The sequence below is a fragment of the Rhodopseudomonas faecalis genome, from assembly GCF_003217325.1.
Classification (GTDB): domain Bacteria; phylum Pseudomonadota; class Alphaproteobacteria; order Rhizobiales; family Xanthobacteraceae; genus Rhodopseudomonas; species Rhodopseudomonas faecalis.
In genome coordinates, this window is sequence record NZ_QJTI01000002.1 from 226877 (window position 1) to 246168 (window position 19292).

Annotated in this window: 27 protein-coding genes; 26 read left to right on the forward strand and 1 reads right to left on the reverse strand. The window is 64.2% G+C overall.

Annotation, left to right across the window (positions count from 1 at the left end):
- The first annotated feature begins 1 nt into the window (after nucleotide 1).
- From BJ122_RS02825 to BJ122_RS02920, 19 genes are all read left to right on the forward strand, one after another.
- Nucleotides 2-364: a hypothetical protein gene (locus tag BJ122_RS02825; RefSeq protein WP_110779642.1), complete on the forward strand. Its 363-nt coding sequence runs from the start codon at nucleotides 2-4 to the stop codon at nucleotides 362-364.
- A gap of 217 nt (nucleotides 365-581) precedes the next feature.
- Complete coding sequence (locus BJ122_RS02830) at nucleotides 582-1169, forward strand: hypothetical protein (RefSeq protein WP_146227138.1); 588 nt, start codon at nucleotides 582-584, stop codon at nucleotides 1167-1169.
- Nucleotides 1169-1696: a hypothetical protein gene (locus BJ122_RS02835; RefSeq protein WP_110779644.1), complete on the forward strand. Its 528-nt coding sequence runs from the start codon at nucleotides 1169-1171 to the stop codon at nucleotides 1694-1696. The genes BJ122_RS02830 and BJ122_RS02835 overlap by 1 nt, the downstream gene beginning before the upstream one ends.
- Nucleotides 1697-2084: 388 nt before the next feature.
- Nucleotides 2085-3239, forward strand: a complete 1155-nt coding sequence (locus BJ122_RS02845; RefSeq protein WP_110779646.1) for a DUF7146 domain-containing protein — start codon at nucleotides 2085-2087, stop codon at nucleotides 3237-3239.
- 5 nt (nucleotides 3240-3244) lie between these two features.
- Complete coding sequence (locus BJ122_RS02850) at nucleotides 3245-4540, forward strand: AAA family ATPase (RefSeq protein WP_245407594.1); 1296 nt, start codon at nucleotides 3245-3247, stop codon at nucleotides 4538-4540.
- 62 nt (nucleotides 4541-4602) lie between these two features.
- A complete protein-coding gene (locus tag BJ122_RS02855; RefSeq protein ID WP_488225877.1) occupies nucleotides 4603-5373 on the forward strand; it encodes a hypothetical protein in 771 nt (256 codons plus the stop codon).
- A complete protein-coding gene (locus tag BJ122_RS02860; RefSeq protein ID WP_110779649.1) occupies nucleotides 5366-5863 on the forward strand; it encodes a hypothetical protein in 498 nt (165 codons plus the stop codon). The genes BJ122_RS02855 and BJ122_RS02860 overlap by 8 nt, the downstream gene beginning before the upstream one ends.
- Nucleotides 5857-6054, forward strand: a complete 198-nt coding sequence (locus BJ122_RS02865; RefSeq protein WP_110779650.1) for a hypothetical protein — start codon at nucleotides 5857-5859, stop codon at nucleotides 6052-6054. The genes BJ122_RS02860 and BJ122_RS02865 overlap by 7 nt, the downstream gene beginning before the upstream one ends.
- A gap of 179 nt (nucleotides 6055-6233) precedes the next feature.
- Nucleotides 6234-6476, forward strand: coding sequence for a hypothetical protein (locus tag BJ122_RS19165; protein ID WP_110779651.1), 243 nt, complete (start codon nucleotides 6234-6236; stop codon nucleotides 6474-6476).
- Nucleotides 6466-7101 (forward strand): hypothetical protein, encoded by a 636-nt coding sequence (locus tag BJ122_RS02875; RefSeq protein ID WP_110779652.1) that lies wholly within the window; start codon nucleotides 6466-6468, stop codon nucleotides 7099-7101. The genes BJ122_RS19165 and BJ122_RS02875 overlap by 11 nt, the downstream gene beginning before the upstream one ends.
- Complete coding sequence (locus BJ122_RS02880) at nucleotides 7101-7334, forward strand: hypothetical protein (protein WP_110779653.1); 234 nt, start codon at nucleotides 7101-7103, stop codon at nucleotides 7332-7334. The genes BJ122_RS02875 and BJ122_RS02880 overlap by 1 nt, the downstream gene beginning before the upstream one ends.
- 134 nt (nucleotides 7335-7468) lie before the next feature.
- Nucleotides 7469-7669 (forward strand): hypothetical protein, encoded by a 201-nt coding sequence (locus tag BJ122_RS02885; protein WP_110779654.1) that lies wholly within the window; start codon nucleotides 7469-7471, stop codon nucleotides 7667-7669.
- 65 nt (nucleotides 7670-7734) lie between these two features.
- Entirely contained in the window at nucleotides 7735-7989 is a 255-nt protein-coding gene (locus BJ122_RS02890) for a hypothetical protein (protein WP_110779655.1), read from the forward strand.
- 13 nt (nucleotides 7990-8002) lie between these two features.
- Nucleotides 8003-8353, forward strand: a complete 351-nt coding sequence (locus BJ122_RS02895; protein WP_110779656.1) for a hypothetical protein — start codon at nucleotides 8003-8005, stop codon at nucleotides 8351-8353.
- Between the two features lie 29 nt (nucleotides 8354-8382).
- The gene (locus tag BJ122_RS02900; protein WP_110779657.1) at nucleotides 8383-8565 is read left to right on the forward strand and encodes a hypothetical protein; all 183 of its coding nucleotides are present in this window, start codon (nucleotides 8383-8385) and stop codon (nucleotides 8563-8565) included.
- 361 nt (nucleotides 8566-8926) lie between these two features.
- Entirely contained in the window at nucleotides 8927-9520 is a 594-nt protein-coding gene (locus tag BJ122_RS02905; RefSeq protein ID WP_110779658.1) for a hypothetical protein, read from the forward strand.
- 674 nt (nucleotides 9521-10194) lie between these two features.
- A complete protein-coding gene (locus BJ122_RS02910) occupies nucleotides 10195-11067 on the forward strand; it encodes a ParB/Srx family N-terminal domain-containing protein (RefSeq protein ID WP_210205423.1) in 873 nt (290 codons plus the stop codon).
- Nucleotides 11054-12001: a DNA methyltransferase gene (locus BJ122_RS02915; RefSeq protein WP_110779660.1), complete on the forward strand. Its 948-nt coding sequence runs from the start codon at nucleotides 11054-11056 to the stop codon at nucleotides 11999-12001. The genes BJ122_RS02910 and BJ122_RS02915 overlap by 14 nt, the downstream gene beginning before the upstream one ends.
- Nucleotides 11994-12191: a hypothetical protein gene (locus tag BJ122_RS02920; protein WP_110779661.1), complete on the forward strand. Its 198-nt coding sequence runs from the start codon at nucleotides 11994-11996 to the stop codon at nucleotides 12189-12191. Before BJ122_RS02915 ends, BJ122_RS02920 begins: the two co-directional genes overlap by 8 nt.
- Nucleotides 12192-12261: 70 nt before the next feature.
- Here BJ122_RS02920 and BJ122_RS02925 read toward each other — a convergent pair whose 3' ends face one another.
- A complete protein-coding gene (locus BJ122_RS02925; RefSeq protein WP_110779662.1) occupies nucleotides 12262-13110 on the reverse strand; it encodes a hypothetical protein in 849 nt (282 codons plus the stop codon).
- 99 nt (nucleotides 13111-13209) lie between these two features.
- Between BJ122_RS02925 and BJ122_RS19510 the strand changes: the two genes are divergently transcribed.
- The 7 genes from BJ122_RS19510 to BJ122_RS02955 are packed head-to-tail and all read left to right on the forward strand — an operon-like array spanning nucleotide 13210 to nucleotide 19285.
- A complete protein-coding gene (locus tag BJ122_RS19510) occupies nucleotides 13210-13719 on the forward strand; it encodes a hypothetical protein (RefSeq protein WP_245407583.1) in 510 nt (169 codons plus the stop codon).
- A gap of 40 nt (nucleotides 13720-13759) precedes the next feature.
- Nucleotides 13760-15601, forward strand: coding sequence for a terminase gpA endonuclease subunit (locus BJ122_RS02930; protein WP_283808418.1), 1842 nt, complete (start codon nucleotides 13760-13762; stop codon nucleotides 15599-15601).
- A gap of 1 nt (nucleotide 15602) precedes the next feature.
- On the forward strand, nucleotides 15603-15845 hold the full coding sequence (gene gpW / locus BJ122_RS02935; RefSeq protein WP_181418865.1) for a gpW family head-tail joining protein: 243 nt from the start codon (nucleotides 15603-15605) through the stop codon (nucleotides 15843-15845).
- Nucleotides 15845-17470: a phage portal protein gene (locus BJ122_RS02940; protein ID WP_110779665.1), complete on the forward strand. Its 1626-nt coding sequence runs from the start codon at nucleotides 15845-15847 to the stop codon at nucleotides 17468-17470. Before gpW ends, BJ122_RS02940 begins: the two co-directional genes overlap by 1 nt.
- Nucleotides 17467-18396 carry a S49 family peptidase gene (locus tag BJ122_RS02945; RefSeq protein WP_110779666.1) on the forward strand — a complete coding sequence of 310 codons (930 nt, stop codon included), beginning with the start codon at nucleotides 17467-17469 and terminating at the stop codon, nucleotides 18394-18396. Before BJ122_RS02940 ends, BJ122_RS02945 begins: the two co-directional genes overlap by 4 nt.
- 35 nt (nucleotides 18397-18431) lie before the next feature.
- On the forward strand, nucleotides 18432-18872 hold the full coding sequence (locus BJ122_RS02950) for a hypothetical protein (RefSeq protein WP_146227142.1): 441 nt from the start codon (nucleotides 18432-18434) through the stop codon (nucleotides 18870-18872).
- Between the two features lie 38 nt (nucleotides 18873-18910).
- Nucleotides 18911-19285, forward strand: a complete 375-nt coding sequence (locus tag BJ122_RS02955; RefSeq protein ID WP_110779668.1) for a head decoration protein — start codon at nucleotides 18911-18913, stop codon at nucleotides 19283-19285.
- Nucleotides 19286-19292: the final 7 nt, after the last annotated feature.

A 19292-nucleotide genomic window follows, 5' to 3' on the forward strand; every position in this document is an offset into this window, starting at 1 on the left:
CATGGCCAAGCCAGCCGCAGCCTCGAATAGTTACGACCCGGAATTGGTCAAGTCGCTCGTTAACAAGATCGAGGGGTACGTTGTCGATCTGAACAGCGAGCGCGGAAAGTACATGAAGGCGTGCCGCTCGATCCGCGAGAGTATTTCGGGCGTCTATCAGGAAGCGAAGGCCCGGGGCATCCCGAAGAAAGAGCTTCGGATCATGATCGACACGCGCGCAAAGCTGGCCGCAGCCCGCGCCACGATCGAAGAACTCGAGCGCGATCAGCAAGAGACGATCTTGATGCTCGCCGAAGCATTCGGCGAGGCGGCGGACCTGCCGCTGTTCAAAGCCGCGATCGAGGCATCCGAAAACGACGATTAGTTAGCACGGCCCGGCGGCGCTGCTGCCGCCGGGCGCCCTTTCCATCGAACATGAGGCAAGCATGTCAGGGGGCAGGCGACTTCTTCCGATCTCAGTCGAGGTCGAAGGCGATAGATCAAAGCGACGGCGCGTCTATCGCTTCCAATGCTCGCGCTGCGGCGCGCAGCATGACGTATCAGCAAACACGCACGGCGGCGCGCGCGCGAGAGAGGACTTGATGAAGGTTCTCGCCCGCGCCGGTTGGGAGCTTGGACACAAGCCGAACCGCGACATCTGCCCGACATGCGCCGGCATGATCAGGCGCAAAGCCCACGCACAAATGAAGGAGCCCCCGATGCCGACCGTTCAGCCCGCGCCCGTCAAAGCCGAGCCGCCGCGTGAGCTTGGCGTCGATGATGCTTTGATCATCGCCGAAAAGCTGACCGAAGTGTATGCCGGCCGCGACAAGGGATACGGCGACGGCTGGTCGGACAAGCTTGTCGCCGAAAGCCTGAACGTCCCCCGCGATTGGGTTCGCCAAATCCGCGAGAAGCGCTTCGGCCCAGCGGCCGATAGCGAGGATGTTCGCGCCGCGCTCGGCGAGGCCAGAGCTGTCGCCAACGACGCGGCGACGATGCTCAAGGCTGTGTCGGGATCGCTGGACCGCCTGGACGTCATCAAGACGCAATGCGCGGCAATGGCAGCGGAAGCCGCCGAACTCCACGCGACGATCGACCGGCAATTCCGCAACCAGGTAGGCGAGTGCTCGCGGACGCTCGGCCGTATCGAGCGCGGGATTGCGGCGATCGAAAAGGTGGTCGTCTGATGGCTTGGGCTGGGGACATTCTGGCGCTCGATCTCGCCAAGACCACCGGCTGGGCTTACGGCGCCCCCGGTGAGGAGCCGATTTATGGCTCGGTGACGTTCGGCAATGAAAACACAACGCGGGCGCGTGTTCTGCGCAATTGCCGCGAATGGATGGTCAGCTTCCTAGTCGCCAGCCCGGCGCGGCTGGTCGTATTCGAGGCGCCGCTGACGCCCGGCCAATTGCAGGGGCACACGAACATCGACAGCATTCGGCTGCTAATCGGTATCGCCGAGACCGTGGACGAGTTGCTGTTCGATCGCGCTGACGTCCGTGAGGCGCGCGTGTCGGACGTTAGAACGTTCTTCCTTGGCACCAATCGGATTAAACGCGCAGACGCCAAGGACGCCACCAAATACAAATGCCGGAAGCTCGGTTGGTCGCCGCAAGATGACAACGCGGCCGACGCCCTGGCGCTGTGGTGCTATCAGGCCGCGCACATGGCGCCCCAGCATTCTGTCAAGCTCCTGCCGCTGTGGGGCGCCTAATGTCGCGGCAGCGGGCAAATCGATGGACGCCGGCCCGAGCTGCGCGCGCAGCGTATCTTGCCGGCCGCGGCTGGTCTTATGAGCAGATCGCGGATGAGATCGGCGGCATTAGCGGCAAGTGGCTTGGCGTCAAACTGCGCGCCTGGGGCGCGCGAGCGTCGCGCCGCCGAAAGGGGCTTTGCCTAATCGCGTGCCTGTCGCCAATTGCCACGTCGCGATTGACGATCGCCGCGAAGGCCCGCGGGGTGCCGCTGGATGATTTAGCGGCCAAGATACTATCAGTCGTCGCCTGCGAGAACCTGACCGACAGCATTCTGGATGATGGGGTTAAGACTATGCTGGGGCGGGACTTGGCCCCGGCGCCGCGCAAGCACAGGCGCCCGCAGTCATGAGCAACGACACCGACCCCGCATTCCAGGCATGGGTTGATCGCGCCCGCGAGGTCAGCCTTGAGGCGGCTGCGGCGATGGCCGGCGCCAAGCTCAAGCGCAGCGCCCACGAAATGATCGGGCCTTGCCCGAAGTGCCTCGGCACCGATCGGTTCAGCATCAACGAGGGGAAAGGGCTGTGGAACTGCCGCGGCGCAGAGGGCGGCAACGACAGTATTTCGCTGTTGATGCACGCGGGCGGATTGCCGTTCCTTGCGGCTTGCGAGCAGCTGACTGGCGAGGCGCCGCCGCGCGACGGCCGGCAGATCGACGCCGATATTGTTCGCGAGCGCAAGGAAGAACGCCGCGACCGGAAGATCAGCAAGGAGCAGGATGAACAGCGGCGTTCCGATTGGCAGGCGCAGGCGGTATCCGATCTCTGGCGCAAAGCGCTGCCGTTCGGCGGCAGCTTCGCGGAGGCTTATCTGGCGCGCCGCGGCGTTACGCTGACGCCCGATCAGTGCGAGAACCTGCGTTTCATCCCATCGCTGGAATATCGCGGCTATGCAGACGAGCAGGCGCAGGCCGAAACGTCGCTCGGTGAATTCCCGGCGATGGTGGCCGCTATGCGCGACCCGGCCGGCGGGATCGTCGCCGTCCATCGAACGTATTTGGCGCCGGATCGGCCGGTGAAGCTGGTCCCGCCGGGCGACCGCAACCGCAACAAGGCGAAGAAGGTTTTCGGCAAGGCGCGGGGCTCGATCATCTGGCTCGGCCGCCCGTGCCCGGTTGTCGCTATTGGCGAGGGCATTGAGACGGCCGGCGCGTGGTATGCGCTCGGCATCGGCCCGGATGAGGTGACGATCGCTGCGGCCTATTCCCTCGGGAACATGAGCGGCGGCGCCACCGATACGATGCGCCACCCGACGATTAAGGGGCGGACAATCTACAACGGCATTCCCGACCAAGATCGGCCGGGGATCATCCTGCCCGATTGGGCCCGCGAAGTGATCCTGCTCGGCGACGGCGATAGCGACGGCCCGACCACCGTTGCGCATCTTCTGACCGCCGGCCGGCGCTACCGCGCCGCCGGGAAGGCGGTCTCGGTCCACATGGCACCCGAGGGGAGCGATTGGAACGACGTCCTCATGGGATGTATGGAGGGCGCGGCGTGACCAATATGCCCGCGATCCAATCGTTTGAGGATTTCGAGGCAGCGGCGCTCGAAATCTGCCGCCCGAAGCTCAAGAGCCGCTTTGGAGCGCTCGCTTGGGAGGACTTGGATCAGCCCGGCCCGGAGCATGAATACTTAATCGATGACTTTTTGACGATCGGCGACAAGTCCATCATCGGCGGCCCTAGCCGGTCCGGCAAATCGTTCCTTGCAATTGATGCGGGCATGTCGATCGCCCGCGGTGTACCGTTCTTTCAGCGCGATACGGTGCAGGGATTGGTTATCTATCAGGCTGGCGAGGGCGCGAGGGGCGTCAAGAAGAGGCTGCGCGCCTATCGCAAGCACCACAACATCTCATCTGGGACCCGCGTTCCGTTCGTGCTCCTGCAGTCGAAAATCGACCTCTATTCGGCGGATGGGGACACCACGCCGCTGATCGAAGAATGCAAAGCTATCGCGGACATGTACGACGTGCCGCTGCGCGCCCTATTTATCGACACTTTGGCGACTGCGACTGCCGGCGCCGATGAGAACAGCGGAAAGGACATGGGCGCCGTCATGGCGAACATCGATCGCATCGTCCAGGCGCTGCCGGGCACGCACGTAGCGCTCGTCCATCACCTGAACGCCGCAGGCACCAAGCTGCGCGGGCATTCATCGATCTTCGCGAACATCGACCAGGTCATAATTGTGACCCGCGACGAAGAAACGAACATTCGAACAGCGACCCTCGACAAGCAAAAGGACGATGAGGACGGCGTTCGTATCCGCTTCAGGCTGAGAAAAGTTGAGATCGGGGTGCGGCCGAATGGGAAGCCGCTGACGTCCTGCGTTGTGCAGCCGCTCGGCGGGGAGGCCGATATCAAGCCCGGCGGCGAGAAAAAGGATCAGGGCGTCCGCCTGAACGCCGATGAGAACATTGTCTTCCGCGCGCTGCTTCAAGCGCTCCAAGCGCACGGTGAACGGCCCGCCGGCCACGCATCGATCCCAGAGACGTCAATCGCTGTGCGTGCCTCGCATTGGAAGGCCGCATATCAGGCGATCGACCCGGCGGCATCCGACGATGACGACGAGAAAACGATCACCGATCGCGTCAATAAGGCGCTCAAGAGCGGCGGCGCGAAGCTGATGCAATACGGCGTCATTAAGCGCGACAACCCGTTCGTCTGGCTGACAGGAAAGCCGGTTCGCGGATTTGAGCGCGCTGTGGCTGCGTTCGAACTGCCCCGCCCGCCGCTATCAGGCGGCGACACGTCATGGGCGGACGGCCTCGACCAAGAGATCAACGGGAGTGACTTGTGAGTGATCCTGTCTTGCGTGTCCTAAGCCTTGGCGCAGGCGTGCAATCAACTACCTTGGCGCTTATGGCAGCCCACGGAGAAATCGGGCCGATGCCCGATTGTGCGATCATGGGAGACACCGGGTGGGAGCCTGCCGCTGTCTATGACCATCTTAGATGGTTGATGTCAGGGAACGTGCTGCCGTTCCCCGTTCATATCGTGTCGGCGGGCAATATCCGCGATGATCTTGTCGCGCGTAGCAATGGCGAGGGCGGGCGGTTCATCACTGTGCCGTTCTTCCTCAAGCACGCGAACGGCAAGCATGGCATCAGCCGGCGGCAATGCTCCAACCACTACAAGATCGAGCCTGTGCGAAAGAAGGTTCGCGAACTGCTCGGCAAAGGCCCCAGGGATCGCATCGCGCCGGGGGCTGTCGAGAAGTGGATTGGTATTTCGACCGACGAGATCATCCGCGCGACGCCATCTCGCGTTCGGTTTGAGGTCAATCGTCATCCGCTGATCGAAAAGCGGATGAGCCGACAGGATTGCCTCGCTTGGCTGAAGCGCAACGGCTATCCGCCCCCGCCGAAGTCATCGTGCATCGGGTGCCCGTTCCACTCTAATTCGATGTGGCGAGATATGAGAGACAACGACGTTGGCGCCTGGGCGGATGCTGTGGAGATCGACCGCATTATTCGCAACCCGGTCGATCGCCCAGGCGTTCCCAAGATGCGGGGTTCTCAGTTCATGCACGCGCAGCGCATCCCACTGAGCGATGTTGATCTGTCAACCGCGGAGGATCGCGGGCAGTTGAATATGTTCAATCACGAATGCGAGGGGATGTGCGGTGTTTGATGCCAGCAAGTTCAATCCGCTGGAAGACGGCCCGATGGGTGATTTCATCCCGCCCGAATGGACAGGCCCGCATGCCGGGAAGCGGCTCGCCGAGGCCTTCCAAACGCTCGCCGGGGTGCCGATCAAGGCTCACGGCGCGATGGTGACAGCATGGCCCGACTACGTGCGCGATGCCGCCGATGAGATCAGCGATGAGGGTGAGCAGCGGCAGCCCCAGCGCCGCCGCTTCGCGCCGGCTGAGATTTCGCACATGGAGGAGGCGATCTCCTGGCCGAGCCGCATTCTCGGCGGCGTCCCGGCGCAAATGCGGATTGTCCAGTTGATCGCTATCGCGCGGGCGTTCTCCCGCGATGACGACGAATTGTTGAGGCGGCAGGAGCGGCTTTGCCAGCGCCGTGGCTGGTATTTGCCGACTGTGCTGCGTCAGAACCGTCGCGGGCTGCAAATGGTCGCCTGGGCACTGAACAGGGAAGGATTGCAGCCGTGGTGAGCGTCGCTATCAACGACCAGCGGGTGAGGCGCATCGCCGGCACGAGCGATTTCGAACTTGTGACAGCCAGTGATCTGCGGCGGCTTTTGAACGCGGGGTTCGATACCAACGAAATCGGCCGCGCGTATTTCGTCCATGAAGCAAGGGTTTGGAATAGGATCGTGCATGATGACCCAGCAGTGCGTTTTTAGTCGGGAATGGCAGGTCGCGCGCGATGGCGCCGGCTTCGCTGTCATCGAGAGCGACCCGGCGGCACCGGGCTCGACGGTCTTTCACGGGTTGCCAAGTCGCGAAGCTGCATTGGCGTTCATCGATCAACGCCGGGACGCTTTCGAGGCTTGCATTGAAACCCAACTGAGGACCATGAACGATGAACTTGCCCTTCGTATGCGAGGTGCGGATCAACATTGACGGCAAAACGCTGTCGCTATCAAAGGCGATCATGCCCCTCGATCTGGCGGCGATTGCGCCGCCGGCCGATCCTGCCGCCGGCCTGTCCCCCGAGAATGCCGCGGAATTCCACGAGCGCGCCGAGCGCCGGGATCGGTTCGTGTCCGCCCTTGGCGCATCCATCGCCCGCGAGATCACCGAGGGGCTGTTCCATGCCCGTTGAACTCGAAATCCCGCACGGCGCGACCAAGGAATATCTGCTCGCGTTCGGTGTCGCTGCGGTATATGTGGCGGCCCCGCTTTCCGGCGAGCCCGCGGCGATCGGCGTCGCGCGGGACCTTGGCCGCGCCCTCGCGAAGCTGCGCGAGCGATGGCAGCCGGCGATTTTCATCAACTACGCGATCTGGACCTCCAATCATCAGCGCGCCGAGGCGATCGTTGATGAGGTCGCCGCGGTATTCGGGCCGTCGCTGGCGAGCAGCACCAAGGGCGTCTTTGAGGTGCGCGGCGAACGGCTGGTGGGCGCGATTGATGCTGTCATTGATCGCAACGGCTGGACGGCGACCCGGCATGATGTCGCGCTCGGGCGTGTCCGCGCCGCCATCGATCATCTCGACACCGCGCTGGCGCAAGCCAAGGCGGCCGGCGGGCTAAAGTTCTTCAACACGGCGTTCAAGAACTATCGGCAGCAAGCCATGAGCCGCGGCGAGCGGTTCATGACCTATGGCGAGGCTTACAACCGCTTTCGCCGGCACATGGTTGCGCAGATCGCAAGCCGGCCGGCGCATGGTAAAGCCGCGGGGCTTGAGTATGGCGATGCACTCAAGGTCGTTTTTAGGAGGGGCTGATGTTGGAATTCCGGCCGACCAAATACGCGAACACCGACGAGTTCGGCGGGGCCAAGCTTTACCGCGGTGATGATTGGCTCGGCACAGTTTGGCGTCACGTCTGCGGTTGGTCATGGGTCCTTGTATGCCACCCGGCGAAGCCGGGTGGAGGCGGCGATGACTTCGCCGATGCGGCCGCGAAGTTGATCGCGGCACTGCGCGAGTTTGAAGCGTGGGTGGTTAGTAGCGAGTGAGCAGCGAACTAATCGCGTCGGCGCAATAAATAATTGCGATTTTTTGTAACGTGGGGCTCGCCACGTCATCAGTCCGCCGATAATATCATAACAAGATCAACGGGATAGATGATCCCAAGGCAAGGACGAAGTAGATGACCATCAGCAAGCTTTCCCCCGCAGACCTCGGCATCCTGGCCGCCGCGCTCGATGATGCCCGCTCCCAGCGCCTGGGCGATGATGGCATCTGCGATGAGATCGCCCGTGCGATCATCGTGAACGACATCGCCCACGGCGATGCGGCCAAGAAGCTGGCCTATGAATACGTCCATTCGTACATCAAGGCTCGCGCTTAACGCGCGGAGCTGGATCAGGGCGGCCTCAGGGCCGCCCTCTGTTTGTCAAGGCAAGGACAAAGGCAATGACCTGCAAGCAAGAACTCACCGACCGAAGCCTCGAACTGTTCCTTGCGTATGCAAAGGACGCTGTGAATTGGTCGGGCACCCCGGCTGTTGGCGGCAATGTCGGCGGCTCCAAGGCAGACCGCGGCAACCTGACCCAGCTAAAGCAGGCAGGGTTGATCACGACGTTCGTTGAGGATGGGTGCGCGTTTATTGAATTCACGCCGGCCGGCGCCGCGCTCGCGGCCAAGCACGACATCAACGTGAAATGCTAGGAGGGAGGCGCCGATGAAGCGTGAAGCATCGTTCGATCTGATGGGCGATCGCTATCAGTTCGATTTCAAGCTGTGCTCGCCGGAGAGGGGGTGGGCGCAGATCGACACCCGACAGGACGCCCCCTATTACGGGACATGGTGCAACCCGACCACCCGGGAAATTGTCAGCTACAGCGAGGGCGACATCAGCCGCGCGTGGGCCGAGAATGCAGATGATTTCAAGGCCGAGCTTCGCCGCGTTGTCGATTGGCACCGGGAGCGGGGCTTCTTCATCGGGATCGACCCAATCACCGAGCCGATCCGCGACGCGCTGGTCGAGCTCGGCTTCAACGGCGACCTGCACGAGATTTGGAGGAAGGGCTGAAATCCATGCGTTTTAGAGTAGGCGATCGAGTGCGATACGCCGACGCCTTTTGCAAGGATACGAGCACGACCGATGCCGGCGAGCGCGATATGGCCGCCCGGCGGGGGGAAGTTGTTCGAGTTTTCAAATCTGGCGCTCTGTGCGACGTCGATTTCGGCGACCAATTCATCCAGTTCGAAACTGGTACGCCGAACCTGGTGCTGGGCGACTAGGGTTCGTTCGTCCGCTTCGCTTTCGGCGCCCGGCCTTGCCGTGGCGCCGATTTTTTTGGCTGGTGCCGAGCGACACAGCATTCGTCAAGTAATGCCGGGCAGGCGCATACTTCTTGTGGTGGCGAGCGCTGTGCTCGACACAATATAACGCGTTGCAACCCCGCCGCGGGCGATTGACCAGCGCCGCGATTTGCTGCCCCATACGCGCGCTCGCTCGATGGGGGGCGTGCGCCCACCCCTTGGCGCTGCGCGGTTGCCAATCCGCCTTCTCCCCCACGCTGAGCCTCGGCTACCACCCAATGGCAAGCCGTAGCCCGCCGCCCGCCTTGCCTCGGGCGGCGGGCCGTTTTATGGGGGCGCTATGTCCGGGCTGGAACTCAAGGTCGAATTCGACCCCGCGAAGGTTACGCGCTTCCACAACATGGTTGCCGTGCTGGGATCAGATAAGGCGCGCCTCGCGATGTGCCGCGCGCTGAACCATGAAGGCGACAAAGCCCGCACCAAGGTCATCGCCGCCCTGACTGATCAGACCGGCTTGCAGCGGCAGGTGATCGCCCGGGCAGTCAAGCGGATCGGCGCTTATGACGGCAGCAACGGGGGCGGCGCCCGGATGCAGTACCTCATGGAGAGCGCGGGCGGCGACGTCCGGCTCAAGTTCTTCCGATCTCGCGAAACGCAGTCCGGCGTCACCGCGTATCCCCACAACACGCTGACGCGCTTCCCGCATTACTTCATCCGCGGCGGCAAATGGCCGGCCCGCGTGGCGCTGAAATTCGGGGGTGAGGTGAAGTATCGCGCCGGCAAGTCCCGGCTGCCGATCAAGACGGCCAAGTCAGGCGTGGTGATCCCGGCAGAGATGGTGCAGGGGGCGACTGCCGACGCATTCCAGGGCGCAGCCGGCGGGATGGCGGACCGCATCATGCACGAGCTGACGTACCTGATGGGCGGGGTGTAGGAGCTGGGTCATGGCCGGCGGCGACGCCGGGCCGCGGCCTCTTGATGGCCTGGGCCGGGGTGCGCAGCGCCGAGCATCTGGTGGCATTGGCGGGGCAACAGCTCGCCACCGCCTGGCGGACTTGCCGCGGCCATCCTGCTCCATAGGAGGGGAGGGGACCCCAATCCTTCGCCCTGGCCCTGGCAGACGCGCGCCGCGCTAGGGCGGTGGCACCACCCACCCAAGGGGGCTCCCCATGGGGGGGTACCCCACTTACCCCACCAAAACCGCATGACCCATGCGCACAGCGCAGGACGAGCGGGGCCGGCTCCGGCTTGGGCTGCCCCATGCCAGCGCCATCAGGCGCGAGGGGCATGGGGCACAGAACCCCTAGGATGGTCGCTGATGGGCGTTCGACCGCCCCAATCTCTCAAGGGAACCGAGCGCGAACCCATGCCCAGCGCCCCCGACTGCCCCGTCAAAGGTACTTGTGGCGGGGCGAGGGGGCTGCGCGGGGGAGGAGCCCAATACTTTTGAAAAGTTGGGCGGACAAAAAATCGGTTTTGTTTTGGTCGGCGGGGGGCGGCCGGCCGTGTGATACCGCCGCGGCGGCAAGGCGGGCGGCGTTGTCCTGCGGAAAACGCATAGGTCGCGGGTGGCCACCCGTTCCATCCGCCGGGCGGTGATCCGCCTCCATGATCATTCGTGGGCGCAACTGCTGCCGCCCGAAAGGCCCGGCCGGGTATGTGCTGCGTCCCGGCCGGGCGCCAATCTGCTGTAGGTTGCCGATGACTATCGAGAAGACATGGCCCGCCGACAAAGTTGAGCGGTGGCCGATCGCCGACATTCGCCCTTATGCCCGGAACACAAAGCGGCATCCGCCGGAGCAGGTCGGGCAGATCGCTGCGGTGATCAGCGAGCTGGGGTGGACAACTCCGATCTTGGTTGACGAGAGCGGCGAGATCATTGCCGGGCACGGCCGCTATGAGGCGGCGAAGCTGCTCGACCTCGATGAGGTGCCGGTGATCGTTGCGCGCGGCTGGACCGATGATCAGGCCCGCGCCTATCGGATCGCCGACAACAAGCTGGCGGAGAACGCTGAGTGGGACGAGGACCTGCTTAAGCTGGAAATCGGCGATCTCGCCGCGGCTGATTTTGACACGGGCTTGCTTGGGTTTAGCTCGGATGAGATCGACGCCATGTTGGCGCCGGTCGATCCCAAGGCCGAGCAGCGCGCATCGCATGGGCGGCTATCGGAGCGGTTTGGCGTCCCGCCGTTTTCAGTTCTGAGCGCCCGCGATGGGCGGTGGCAGGAGCGCAAGCGCTCTTGGCTTGGCCTCGGCATCCAATCTGAACTCGGCCGCGGCGCGCTGGCGAAGGATCATGGCGCCAGCGCCGGTGAGCAGGGCGAAGGCGGGCGCTCATATCGCAGCAAGGTCGCCCCGGGCGGCTCGCTGATGCCGGCGCGCGATCCCAAGACGGGCAAGATCGTTCGGTCTGACAGCCGCGGGCGCCCCGTCAAAGGCACCGGGAAGAAAGGGAAAGGCCGCGCCAATGCGGAAGCCTGACGCAAAGACGTTCAACACGGGCGGCGCTTCGCCTGCTGCCGCGCTTCGGCGCAAGGGCGATCGCAAGGCCGGCAGATCAGGGCTGACGTTCGGCGAGATGGCGCCCAAGTATTCGGGCGAGGGCGGCGAGTTGCCGACCACCGGGACGTCGGTGTTCGACCCTGTGCTGTGCGAGCTGGCCTATCGCTGGTTCTGCCCGCCCGGCGGCGTCGTGGTCGATCCCTTCGCTGGGGGCTCGGTTCGCGGCTTGGTCGCGGCGAAGCTGGGGCGCCAATACTACGGCGTTGACCTCCGCGCCGAGCAGATCGAGGCGAACCACGAACAGGCCGCGCGCATCACGCCGGACAACATGCCGACCTGGGTTTGCGGGGACAGCGCGCAGATCATCGGGCTTCTCGCCGGGGTCGATGCTGATTTCGTGTTCTCATGCCCGCCATACGCGGACCTCGAAGTCTACAGCAACGATCCTCGCGACCTGTCAACGATGGACTATGAGGACTTCCGCGCAGCCTATGCCGACATCATCGAGCGGACATGCCAGCTGCTCAAGCCGGATCGCTTCGCTTGCTTCGTTGTGGGGGATGTGCGCGACAAGGACGGCATGTATCGCGGGTTCCCGTGGCACACGATTGAGGCGTTCCAGCGCGCCGGCCTGCGCCTGTACAACGAGGCTGTGCTGCTGACGGCGATTGGCTCTCTGCCAATCCGCACCGGCAAGCAATTTCAGGCGTCGCGCAAGCTCGGCAAATCGCACCAGAATGTCCTCGTCTTCTGCAAGGGCGATCCGGTCAAGGCAGTGGCCGCGATCGGTGATGTCGAATTTGGTGAGGGCGAACCGGGGACGATCGACCTCGGCGCCGCGTTGGATGCGGCAGGAGATGCCGATGATCTGGTGAGCGACCCCTGGGCCGAAGATGAAGGTAGCAATGTCTGATCTTCCGAAAGCATCATTCGGTGAAATCGCCGACGCTCTGGTCTCGCTGCATGGCTTGATCGACGAAAACGGAAAAAACGTTCGCTTGATCTGGGTCGGCGAGCCCGTGTTCGAGGCGATTATCTCAGGGCTTCGGCTCCTGCATTCGCAGGGTGTCGTGCCGGCGGTGCGGCCAGATGCAGTCCATTGAGTTCCCCGCGCGGTTGGCATGAAAAAGGGGCGCCCTTGCAGGCGCCCCCTCGCATTGAGCCGCGGCAAGATTACGCGGCGGGCTGGCTCAAATATACCCGCGTCACGGGGCCTTCTTTCTCGTGCCGGACTTCCAGGCCGTAGGACTTCGCGAACTTCTTCGCCCGGACGAGGACGCTGATGTCCACGAGGCCGATGGCCTTCATGTCCTTGGTGGTCGCGCCCTCGGGGCGGATCAGCAGGTCATAGACCTGGCGGGAGATCGTCCCCTCGCGCGGCGCGTTTCCGTCGGTCGGCGCCTTCGCGGCTTGGGCCTTGGGCGCCTGCGTCTTGCGCACCACGATCTCGCGCTCCGGGCTGGCCGCGCGCCGCGCCTTGGCGGCAACGGCGGCCTTTTCTTCCTCGGTCATCGGCGGGCGCAGGAGCGACGCCGGGATTTGCAGCGGATCGCGCTCGGGCATCGCAGCCGGCGTGGGCTCGGCCTTGGGATCGGCCGCCGGCTCGGCCGCCGGCGCCGCGGCGCCCTTGCTGGGGATCGTGTAGCGCCAGCCGCGCTCGTCGCTGCCTGCGACCTTGAAATCTTCGCCCGGCTTGGCTTGCGGGTTGTTCAGCTCCTTGCGAGCGGCGCGCACGGCTGCGGACTTGGCGGTGTAGGTCTTCGACATGGTATTAACCCCGTGAGTAGTTGCGTTGAGGCTGTACCGCTTGCACAGCGCGTCGATGCCGGCGGCGATTAGTTCCGCGGGCTTCATGCCAAGCTGCTCGTAAAAGCGCCCGTTTTCGAACGCCTCGTGGGCTCGCTTGATCGCCGGGCCGTGCTTCCCAAGTTCGGGAAAGCGGGCGGCGATCCGCAGCGCTTCGCGCCAATCGGCACGATCCGCCGCGGCCTTGAGCCGCGAGAGTTTGGTTGCCTGTGTCATCGGTTACTTGCCAATCTGTCCGGCCTTGCCTTGCCGGCTGTCGCGACACTATGCGCAACACTAACAAGTTCAACCTCCTCAACCGTTGTTAGCGAAAAAATGTCGAGCCAGCAGGAAGCGCCGCAAGCCGGCATGATTACCACTGAGCAGGCGGGCCGCTTGCTGATGGTAACAGGCGAGCGCGTCCGGCAACTAATCAAGTCGGGATATGTGCCACGACCTGTCAAGGGCGTGATCCCGTTAGTTGCTGCCGTTCAAGGATACATCAAGTTCCTTAAGGACGAAGATCGCCGGTCGAGCAAATCGGCCGCAGATAGCCGCGTGCGCGATGCGCGCGCAAAAGAAATTGAGCTCAAGATCGCGCGGCAACAGCGCGAACTACTCCCAACAGAGGAGGCGGTCGCCCTGTGTAACCGCGTGGTCGGCTTGCTGATCTCGCGCGTCGCGGGCTTGCCCGCCGAATTCACGCGAGATTTGAATGAGCGTCGCCGGCTGGAAGGCTCCATTGACGCAATCCGCGTCGAAGTGGCCGATCTCATTCGAGAATATCGTCTCTCCCTGCCTGTCGTTGGAAACGATCATCCGGCCGGCGGCGAGGGTAACGCCTGACGTTTGGGGTACCCAACGCATCTATCCGCCGACTGCCGGTGTGCCGGGGCGCCGCGATCCTCACCTAACGCCATACACGGTGGCGTTCGGCCGGGCCGCGATGATCGGCGCAGCAAAGCGCGCGGTGCTCGTCTGTGGCGCGCAGATGGGCAAAACCGATACCGAGCTCGACCTGATCGGCTGCAAGCTGGACACCCAGCCGGCGCCGATCCTGTATGCCGGGCCGTCGCTCGACTTTATCCGGGACCAGTTCGAGCCGCGGTTGAACGAACTGTTTGACCAATCCGCGACGCTGTCACTCAAGGTCACGCGCGGCAAATCGAACAGGAAGACGCGCAAACTAGTTGCCGGCGTGCCGGTGCGCCTTGCGCATGCTGGATCATCGACCGCCCTAAAGTCGGACCCGGCGGCGCTCGCCATCGTGGACGAGTACGACGAAATGCTTGCGAACGTCCGCAAGCAAGGCGACCCGCTCGGGCTAATTGAGGCCCGAGGCCACACATACGCGGATTTCGTCGCGGTTGTTTCCTCGACACCCTCCGTCGGGGCCGTTGAAACGGAGATCGACCAAAAGTCCGGCCTTGAATTTTGGAAGGTCGCCGCCGCCACTGATCTGTTCTCGCCTATCTGGCGCCTCTGGCAGGAGGGCACGCGCTATCATTGGACGTGGCGCTGCCCGCATTGCGGCGGCTGGTTCATCCCTCGATTGAAGCTGTTGCGGTGGCCGAAGAATGCGACGCCAGCCGAAGCGCTGCGCTCGGCGTACATCGCCGCGCCGTGCTGCGGGGGTGTCGTAGAGGAACGCCATAAGGCTGCGCTGAATGCGCAGGGCATCTATGTCGCCCCGGGGCAAACGATCAACGACCTTGGGGAAGTTGAAGGCGCCCCGCCGGAAAGCTCCACGGTGTCGTTTTGGGTGTCCGGGCTCTGCTCGCCATTCAGAACGATCGGCCAGCGCGCTGAGGCTTATCTCCAAGCGCTGGCGAGCGGCGAGAACCCGAAAATTCAGACGGCGGTCAACGCCGACTTCGGCGAGTTGTGGACGCCAACCGGCGCCGACACCCCGGATTGGGCAGAGGTTGCGGCGCTTCGGCTGCCGTATCAGGCCGGCGACGTGCCGGATGGCGTTGTGTTTCTGACGGCCGGCATCGACGTTGGTGCTCGCCGGCTGCACTACGTCATTCGCGGTTGGGGTTCGCGACAGGAAAGCTGGCTCATTGAGCATGGCGTCCTGTGGGGCGACACGCACTTGCCGCACGTCTGGGACGATCTGGCCGGGTTGCTTGCAAACAACTACGGCGGGCTAACTATCCGTAAGGCGTTTGTAGATGCCGGCTTCCGGCCTGGGCGAAAAGACAACGTGCCTGTGCACATGGTCTATGAGTTCTGTCGGAAGCATCAGCGCATCGCTCTGCCGTCGAAAGGGTACGACCATCGTGACGCGCCCGTTTCGCTGAGCCGTATCGAAGTAGTCCCGAGCGGCAAAAAGGCGAAGTACGGGCTCGATCTCGCGTTGCTCGATACGGACATGCTCAAGTCATTTGTGCATGGACGCATTCTTTGGGATGCGGCCTCGCCGGGGGGCTGGCACATCCCGGAAGATGCGACGGACGAATATTGCAAGCAGGTAGTAGCGGAAAGCCGCGTGCCGAAGCCGAAAGGCGGCTTCATGTGGGTTCGGACCGGGGAGAACCATTACCTCGATTGTGAGGCGATGGCCTACGGCGCGGCGTATCTGCTCCGCGTGTTCATGCTCAGGGATGGCGCGAAGCGGCCGAAGCCGCCCGCGCCGCCGCCTAAACCAACCAGCGCAACCATCCCAGCCGCAGCGCCCCCGCGGGGCTTGGCCGGGCTTGCGCGCCTCAACCAGATGGGACGCTAACATGGCGACGCCTGAACAAATCGCGCTTTGGCGGCAGCAGCTCGCCGAAGCTGAGGCGGCGTATCACGAGGCTCGAATGAGCGGGTCCGTCAACCGCATCCGCCACGGTGACAAGGAGGTTCAAACAGGCCGCGTCTCGCTTAGTGAGCTTGCCGGCTACATCGCGGAGCTTCGGGGCAAGTTGGCCGAGGCAGGCGTGAATGTCGGCGGCGGTCGCGGCAAAGCGCGGCGGGTGGTGTTCTGATGTCCAGCAAAGCTACCGCTCTGTTCGACCAGTATGGCGACCCGATCCGGAGCGTTGGCAACCGTGGTCGCGTCATGGCTGGCGGCTTCCGCGGCGCGTCGTATTCCGACCCCGACCTCGCCGCCTGGACACCGAACCTGTACTCGGCCCATGCCGCGTACATGGGGGACCGGAACCCGCTGGCGGCCCGCGTCCACGATCTTGTCCGCAACGACGGATGGACGGCGGGCGGCGTTACGCGCGTTGTTGACACGATCATCGGCGCCCAATTTCGGCTGACGTCGAAGCCGATCGCGCGCGTCCTTGGCATTGACGACGATGCCGCGGACGAGCTTGCCAACAACATCGAGGCCGAGTTCTCGATGTGGGCTGACGACCCCGACTGCTATTGCGACGCCGGGCGTCGGAACAGCTTCACCGGCAATCTAGGGCTCATGTTTCGACACCGCCTTGTGGATGGCGAGGCGCTGGCAAAGATCGAATGGCTACCCGGGCGCGGCGGCATTTATTCGACCGCGGTCAAGGTGATCGACCCGGATCGGCTGTCCAACCCGCACAACCAGATCGACACCGTATCGCTGCGCATGGGTATCGCGCTGGGCGCGCACGAGGAGCCGATCGGCTATCACATCCGCATGGCGCATCCCGGCGATGCCGGGGTCTACAATCCGAACATCTGGCGGTGGGAGTATTTCGCGCGCGAGACGACATTCGGCCGCCGGATGATGGTGCATGCGTTTGAGGCGGAGCGGGCCGGGCAGGTTCGCGGCATCTCGGTGCTTGCGCCGATCATCAAGAAGCTTCGGATGCTCGGCCGCTACGACGAGGCCGAATTGCAGGCAGCGGTTATCAACGCCGTCATGGCGGCGATCGTTGAGAGCCCGTTCGACCACGAGCAGTTTGCAGCCGCGCTCGCTGGCGGCGACGAGCTGTCGTCGTATCAGACGCAGCGCCTCGGCTATTACGACGCCTCACCGATCAACCTCGGCGGCGCAAAGATGGCGTTCGCCTTCCCGGGCGAGAAGGTGACGCTGACGAAGCCGAGCCACCCGAACAGTGTGTTCGAGCACTTCGTTCGAGCAAGCCTGCGCAATGTCGCGTCGGCGCTCGGCATGTCCTACGAGCAGCTGTCCATGGATTGGGGGCAGGTCAACTACTCGTCCGCCCGTGCCGCCCTGCTTGAAGTGTGGCGCGGCTACACCGCGCGGCGCGGTCACTTCGTCGCCCAGGCTGTCCAACCGATCTATGCGGCATGGTTGGAGGAGGCGATCGACAAGGGGCGCGTCAAGCTCCCTTCCGGCGCGCCTGACTTCTATGCGGCGAAGGCGGCCTACTGCGCCGCGCGGTGGATCGGCCCCGGCCGCGGCTGGGTTGATCCGCTCAAGGAAGCGCAGGCGTCTGCGTTCCGCATCGCGAGCGGGCTGTCCACGCTTGAGCGGGAAACCGCCGAAGCGGCGGGCGAGGATTATCTCGAAAACCTTCGGCAGACCGCACGCGAGCGCAAGGAGATCGCTTCGCTCGGGATGGACTGGAAGCAGTTCCGATCGCAACCCGGCGGCGCGGCGCCGCCGGCTGACGACGACGAAGAACCGCGGCCGAAGAAGAAGCGAAAGGAGCCGGCATGAATGGGCTGGTCTATCCCGAGATTGCCACACGCATTTTCGGCACACCGCTGATGATGCACCCGGGCAAGGCGGCCTCGATCCTGTCGGCGATCGGCGGACGCCTTGTTGACGGCGGGCTCGAATTCGAGGGCGCGGTTCCGATCGCGCACGTCGCATTCGAGCGCGGGCGGCCGAGCGCCGCGCGCATCTCGGATCGCATGGGGCGTTACTACGACGCCAACAAGATCGACACGCTCGATCGCGTCGGCAATGTCGCCGTGATCGGCATCGAAGGGACGCTCGTTCACAAGGGCGCGTTCATCGGGATGTCGTCGGGGCGGACGAGCTACCAGGGGCTACAGACGCAGATCAAGCGTGCTGCCCTGGACAAGTCGATCGCTGGTGTCGTGTTCGAGGTTGATAGCTTCGGCGGCGAGGTCGCCGGGGCATTCGAGACGGCCTCGATGATCGCCGAGCTAGGGCAGATCAAGCCGACGATCGCGATTTTGACCGACCACGCACTCTCGGCTGGATACCTGCTCGCCAGCGCGGCGAAGCAAGTCATCATGCCGCCGCACGGCCGCGCCGGATCGATCGGCGTCATCACCCTTCACGCGGACTATTCGGCCGCGCTGGCAAAGAACGGGGTTCGCGTCACGATCCTCGCAGCCGGCGAGCATAAGGCCGATGGCAACCCGTATGAGCCGCTCCCGAAGGAAACCGCGGACCGCATCCGCGGGGGTCTGGGGAAAGCCCGGCAGAGCTTTGCCGAGCACGTTGGTCGCTTCCGCGGCAGCCGTTTGACTGCGGCGGCGGCGCTGGCGACCGAGGCTCAGGATTATGACGGCAGCGATGCCGTTGCCCTGGGTCTCGCCGACGCTGTTGGCAATGCCAACGCTGCGTTCAGCAGCTTCATCGCGGCCGTCAACAAGCGCCGCCACCACTGAGAGGACCATCTATGAACAACAGTCTTTTGGCGGCTGTGAACGCTGCCGCCGATGCCCCGGATCAGGGCGCCACGGCCCGCGTGATCGACGCCAGCGCCGCGCAGATCGCCCAGGCCCGCGCCGAGGGCTTTGCCGAGGGCGAGCAGAAGGGGCGCGCCGAAGCCGTTAAGACCGAGCGCACCCGCTGCGCTGCAATCCTGGGCGCGGAAGCCGCCAAGGGCCGCGAGGCCATGGCGCACTTTTGCGCCTTCGAGACGGACATGTCCGCAGATCAGGCGGTCGCGATGATGGGCAAAGCCCCGGCGCTGGAAGCAACCGCGCCCGCGATGGCCGCTCAGTCGCCGCTCGATCGCGCCATGTCGAAGTTCGCAGGCCCCGTCGGCGCTGACGCGCAACCCGCGGTGCAGAGCGCATCGATCGACTTCGGCGGCATTTACGCCGCCCGTCAGGCGGCGGTCGCCGCGGCGCGCAAGTAATCCTCGGCAGAGCCAGAGAAGCAAGGAGAGAAAGAGCAATGGGTGTTCTGACCGAAGGTCCCCGCAAGGGCAATTTCATCTTGTCCGAAGACGACGAGGGCCGGCTCTCGCGCGACATCATCACCGTCGCGGCGGGCTCGGGCAAGCTCCGGCCCGGCACTGTGCTCGGCATGGTCGCCGCGTCCGAGAAGTACGTGCCGTCGCCGGAAGCCGGCAATGATGGCTCGCAAGTCGCTTCGGCGTGTCTGATCGATGAAGTCGATGCGACCGACCATGACGTAGAGACGACCGGCATCATGCGGCACGCCGAGGTCAATCACCACGGCCTGTACTACGACGCCAGTGTGGACACCGACGCCAAGAAAGCCGCGAAGCACGCGCAGCTCAAGGCGGCCGGCATCGTCGTCCGCTAAGCGTCCG

Coding starts and splice junctions, on each gene's coding strand:
- BJ122_RS19165 (WP_110779651.1), top strand. CDS start 6,234: ATGAACTTGCCCTTCGTATGCGAGGTGCGGATCAACATTGACGGCAAA.
- BJ122_RS02880 (WP_110779653.1), top strand. CDS start 7,101: ATGTTGGAATTCCGGCCGACCAAATACGCGAACACCGACGAGTTCGGC.
- BJ122_RS02915 (WP_110779660.1), top strand. CDS start 11,054: ATGCGGAAGCCTGACGCAAAGACGTTCAACACGGGCGGCGCTTCGCCT.
- BJ122_RS02875 (WP_110779652.1), top strand. CDS start 6,466: ATGCCCGTTGAACTCGAAATCCCGCACGGCGCGACCAAGGAATATCTG.
- BJ122_RS02925 (WP_110779662.1), bottom strand. CDS start 13,110: ATGACACAGGCAACCAAACTCTCGCGGCTCAAGGCCGCGGCGGATCGT.
- BJ122_RS02825 (WP_110779642.1), top strand. CDS start 2: ATGGCCAAGCCAGCCGCAGCCTCGAATAGTTACGACCCGGAATTGGTC.
- BJ122_RS02920 (WP_110779661.1), top strand. CDS start 11,994: ATGTCTGATCTTCCGAAAGCATCATTCGGTGAAATCGCCGACGCTCTG.
- BJ122_RS02885 (WP_110779654.1), top strand. CDS start 7,469: ATGACCATCAGCAAGCTTTCCCCCGCAGACCTCGGCATCCTGGCCGCC.
- BJ122_RS19510 (WP_245407583.1), top strand. CDS start 13,210: ATGTCGAGCCAGCAGGAAGCGCCGCAAGCCGGCATGATTACCACTGAG.
- BJ122_RS02890 (WP_110779655.1), top strand. CDS start 7,735: ATGACCTGCAAGCAAGAACTCACCGACCGAAGCCTCGAACTGTTCCTT.
- BJ122_RS02895 (WP_110779656.1), top strand. CDS start 8,003: ATGAAGCGTGAAGCATCGTTCGATCTGATGGGCGATCGCTATCAGTTC.
- BJ122_RS02845 (WP_110779646.1), top strand. CDS start 2,085: ATGAGCAACGACACCGACCCCGCATTCCAGGCATGGGTTGATCGCGCC.
- BJ122_RS02910 (WP_210205423.1), top strand. CDS start 10,195: ATGATCATTCGTGGGCGCAACTGCTGCCGCCCGAAAGGCCCGGCCGGG.
- gpW (WP_181418865.1), top strand. CDS start 15,603: ATGGCGACGCCTGAACAAATCGCGCTTTGGCGGCAGCAGCTCGCCGAA.
- BJ122_RS02940 (WP_110779665.1), top strand. CDS start 15,845: ATGTCCAGCAAAGCTACCGCTCTGTTCGACCAGTATGGCGACCCGATC.
- BJ122_RS02850 (WP_245407594.1), top strand. CDS start 3,245: ATGCCCGCGATCCAATCGTTTGAGGATTTCGAGGCAGCGGCGCTCGAA.
- BJ122_RS02905 (WP_110779658.1), top strand. CDS start 8,927: ATGTCCGGGCTGGAACTCAAGGTCGAATTCGACCCCGCGAAGGTTACG.
- BJ122_RS02830 (WP_146227138.1), top strand. CDS start 582: ATGAAGGTTCTCGCCCGCGCCGGTTGGGAGCTTGGACACAAGCCGAAC.
- BJ122_RS02855 (WP_488225877.1), top strand. CDS start 4,603: ATGGCAGCCCACGGAGAAATCGGGCCGATGCCCGATTGTGCGATCATG.
- BJ122_RS02955 (WP_110779668.1), top strand. CDS start 18,911: ATGGGTGTTCTGACCGAAGGTCCCCGCAAGGGCAATTTCATCTTGTCC.
- BJ122_RS02945 (WP_110779666.1), top strand. CDS start 17,467: ATGAATGGGCTGGTCTATCCCGAGATTGCCACACGCATTTTCGGCACA.
- BJ122_RS02835 (WP_110779644.1), top strand. CDS start 1,169: ATGGCTTGGGCTGGGGACATTCTGGCGCTCGATCTCGCCAAGACCACC.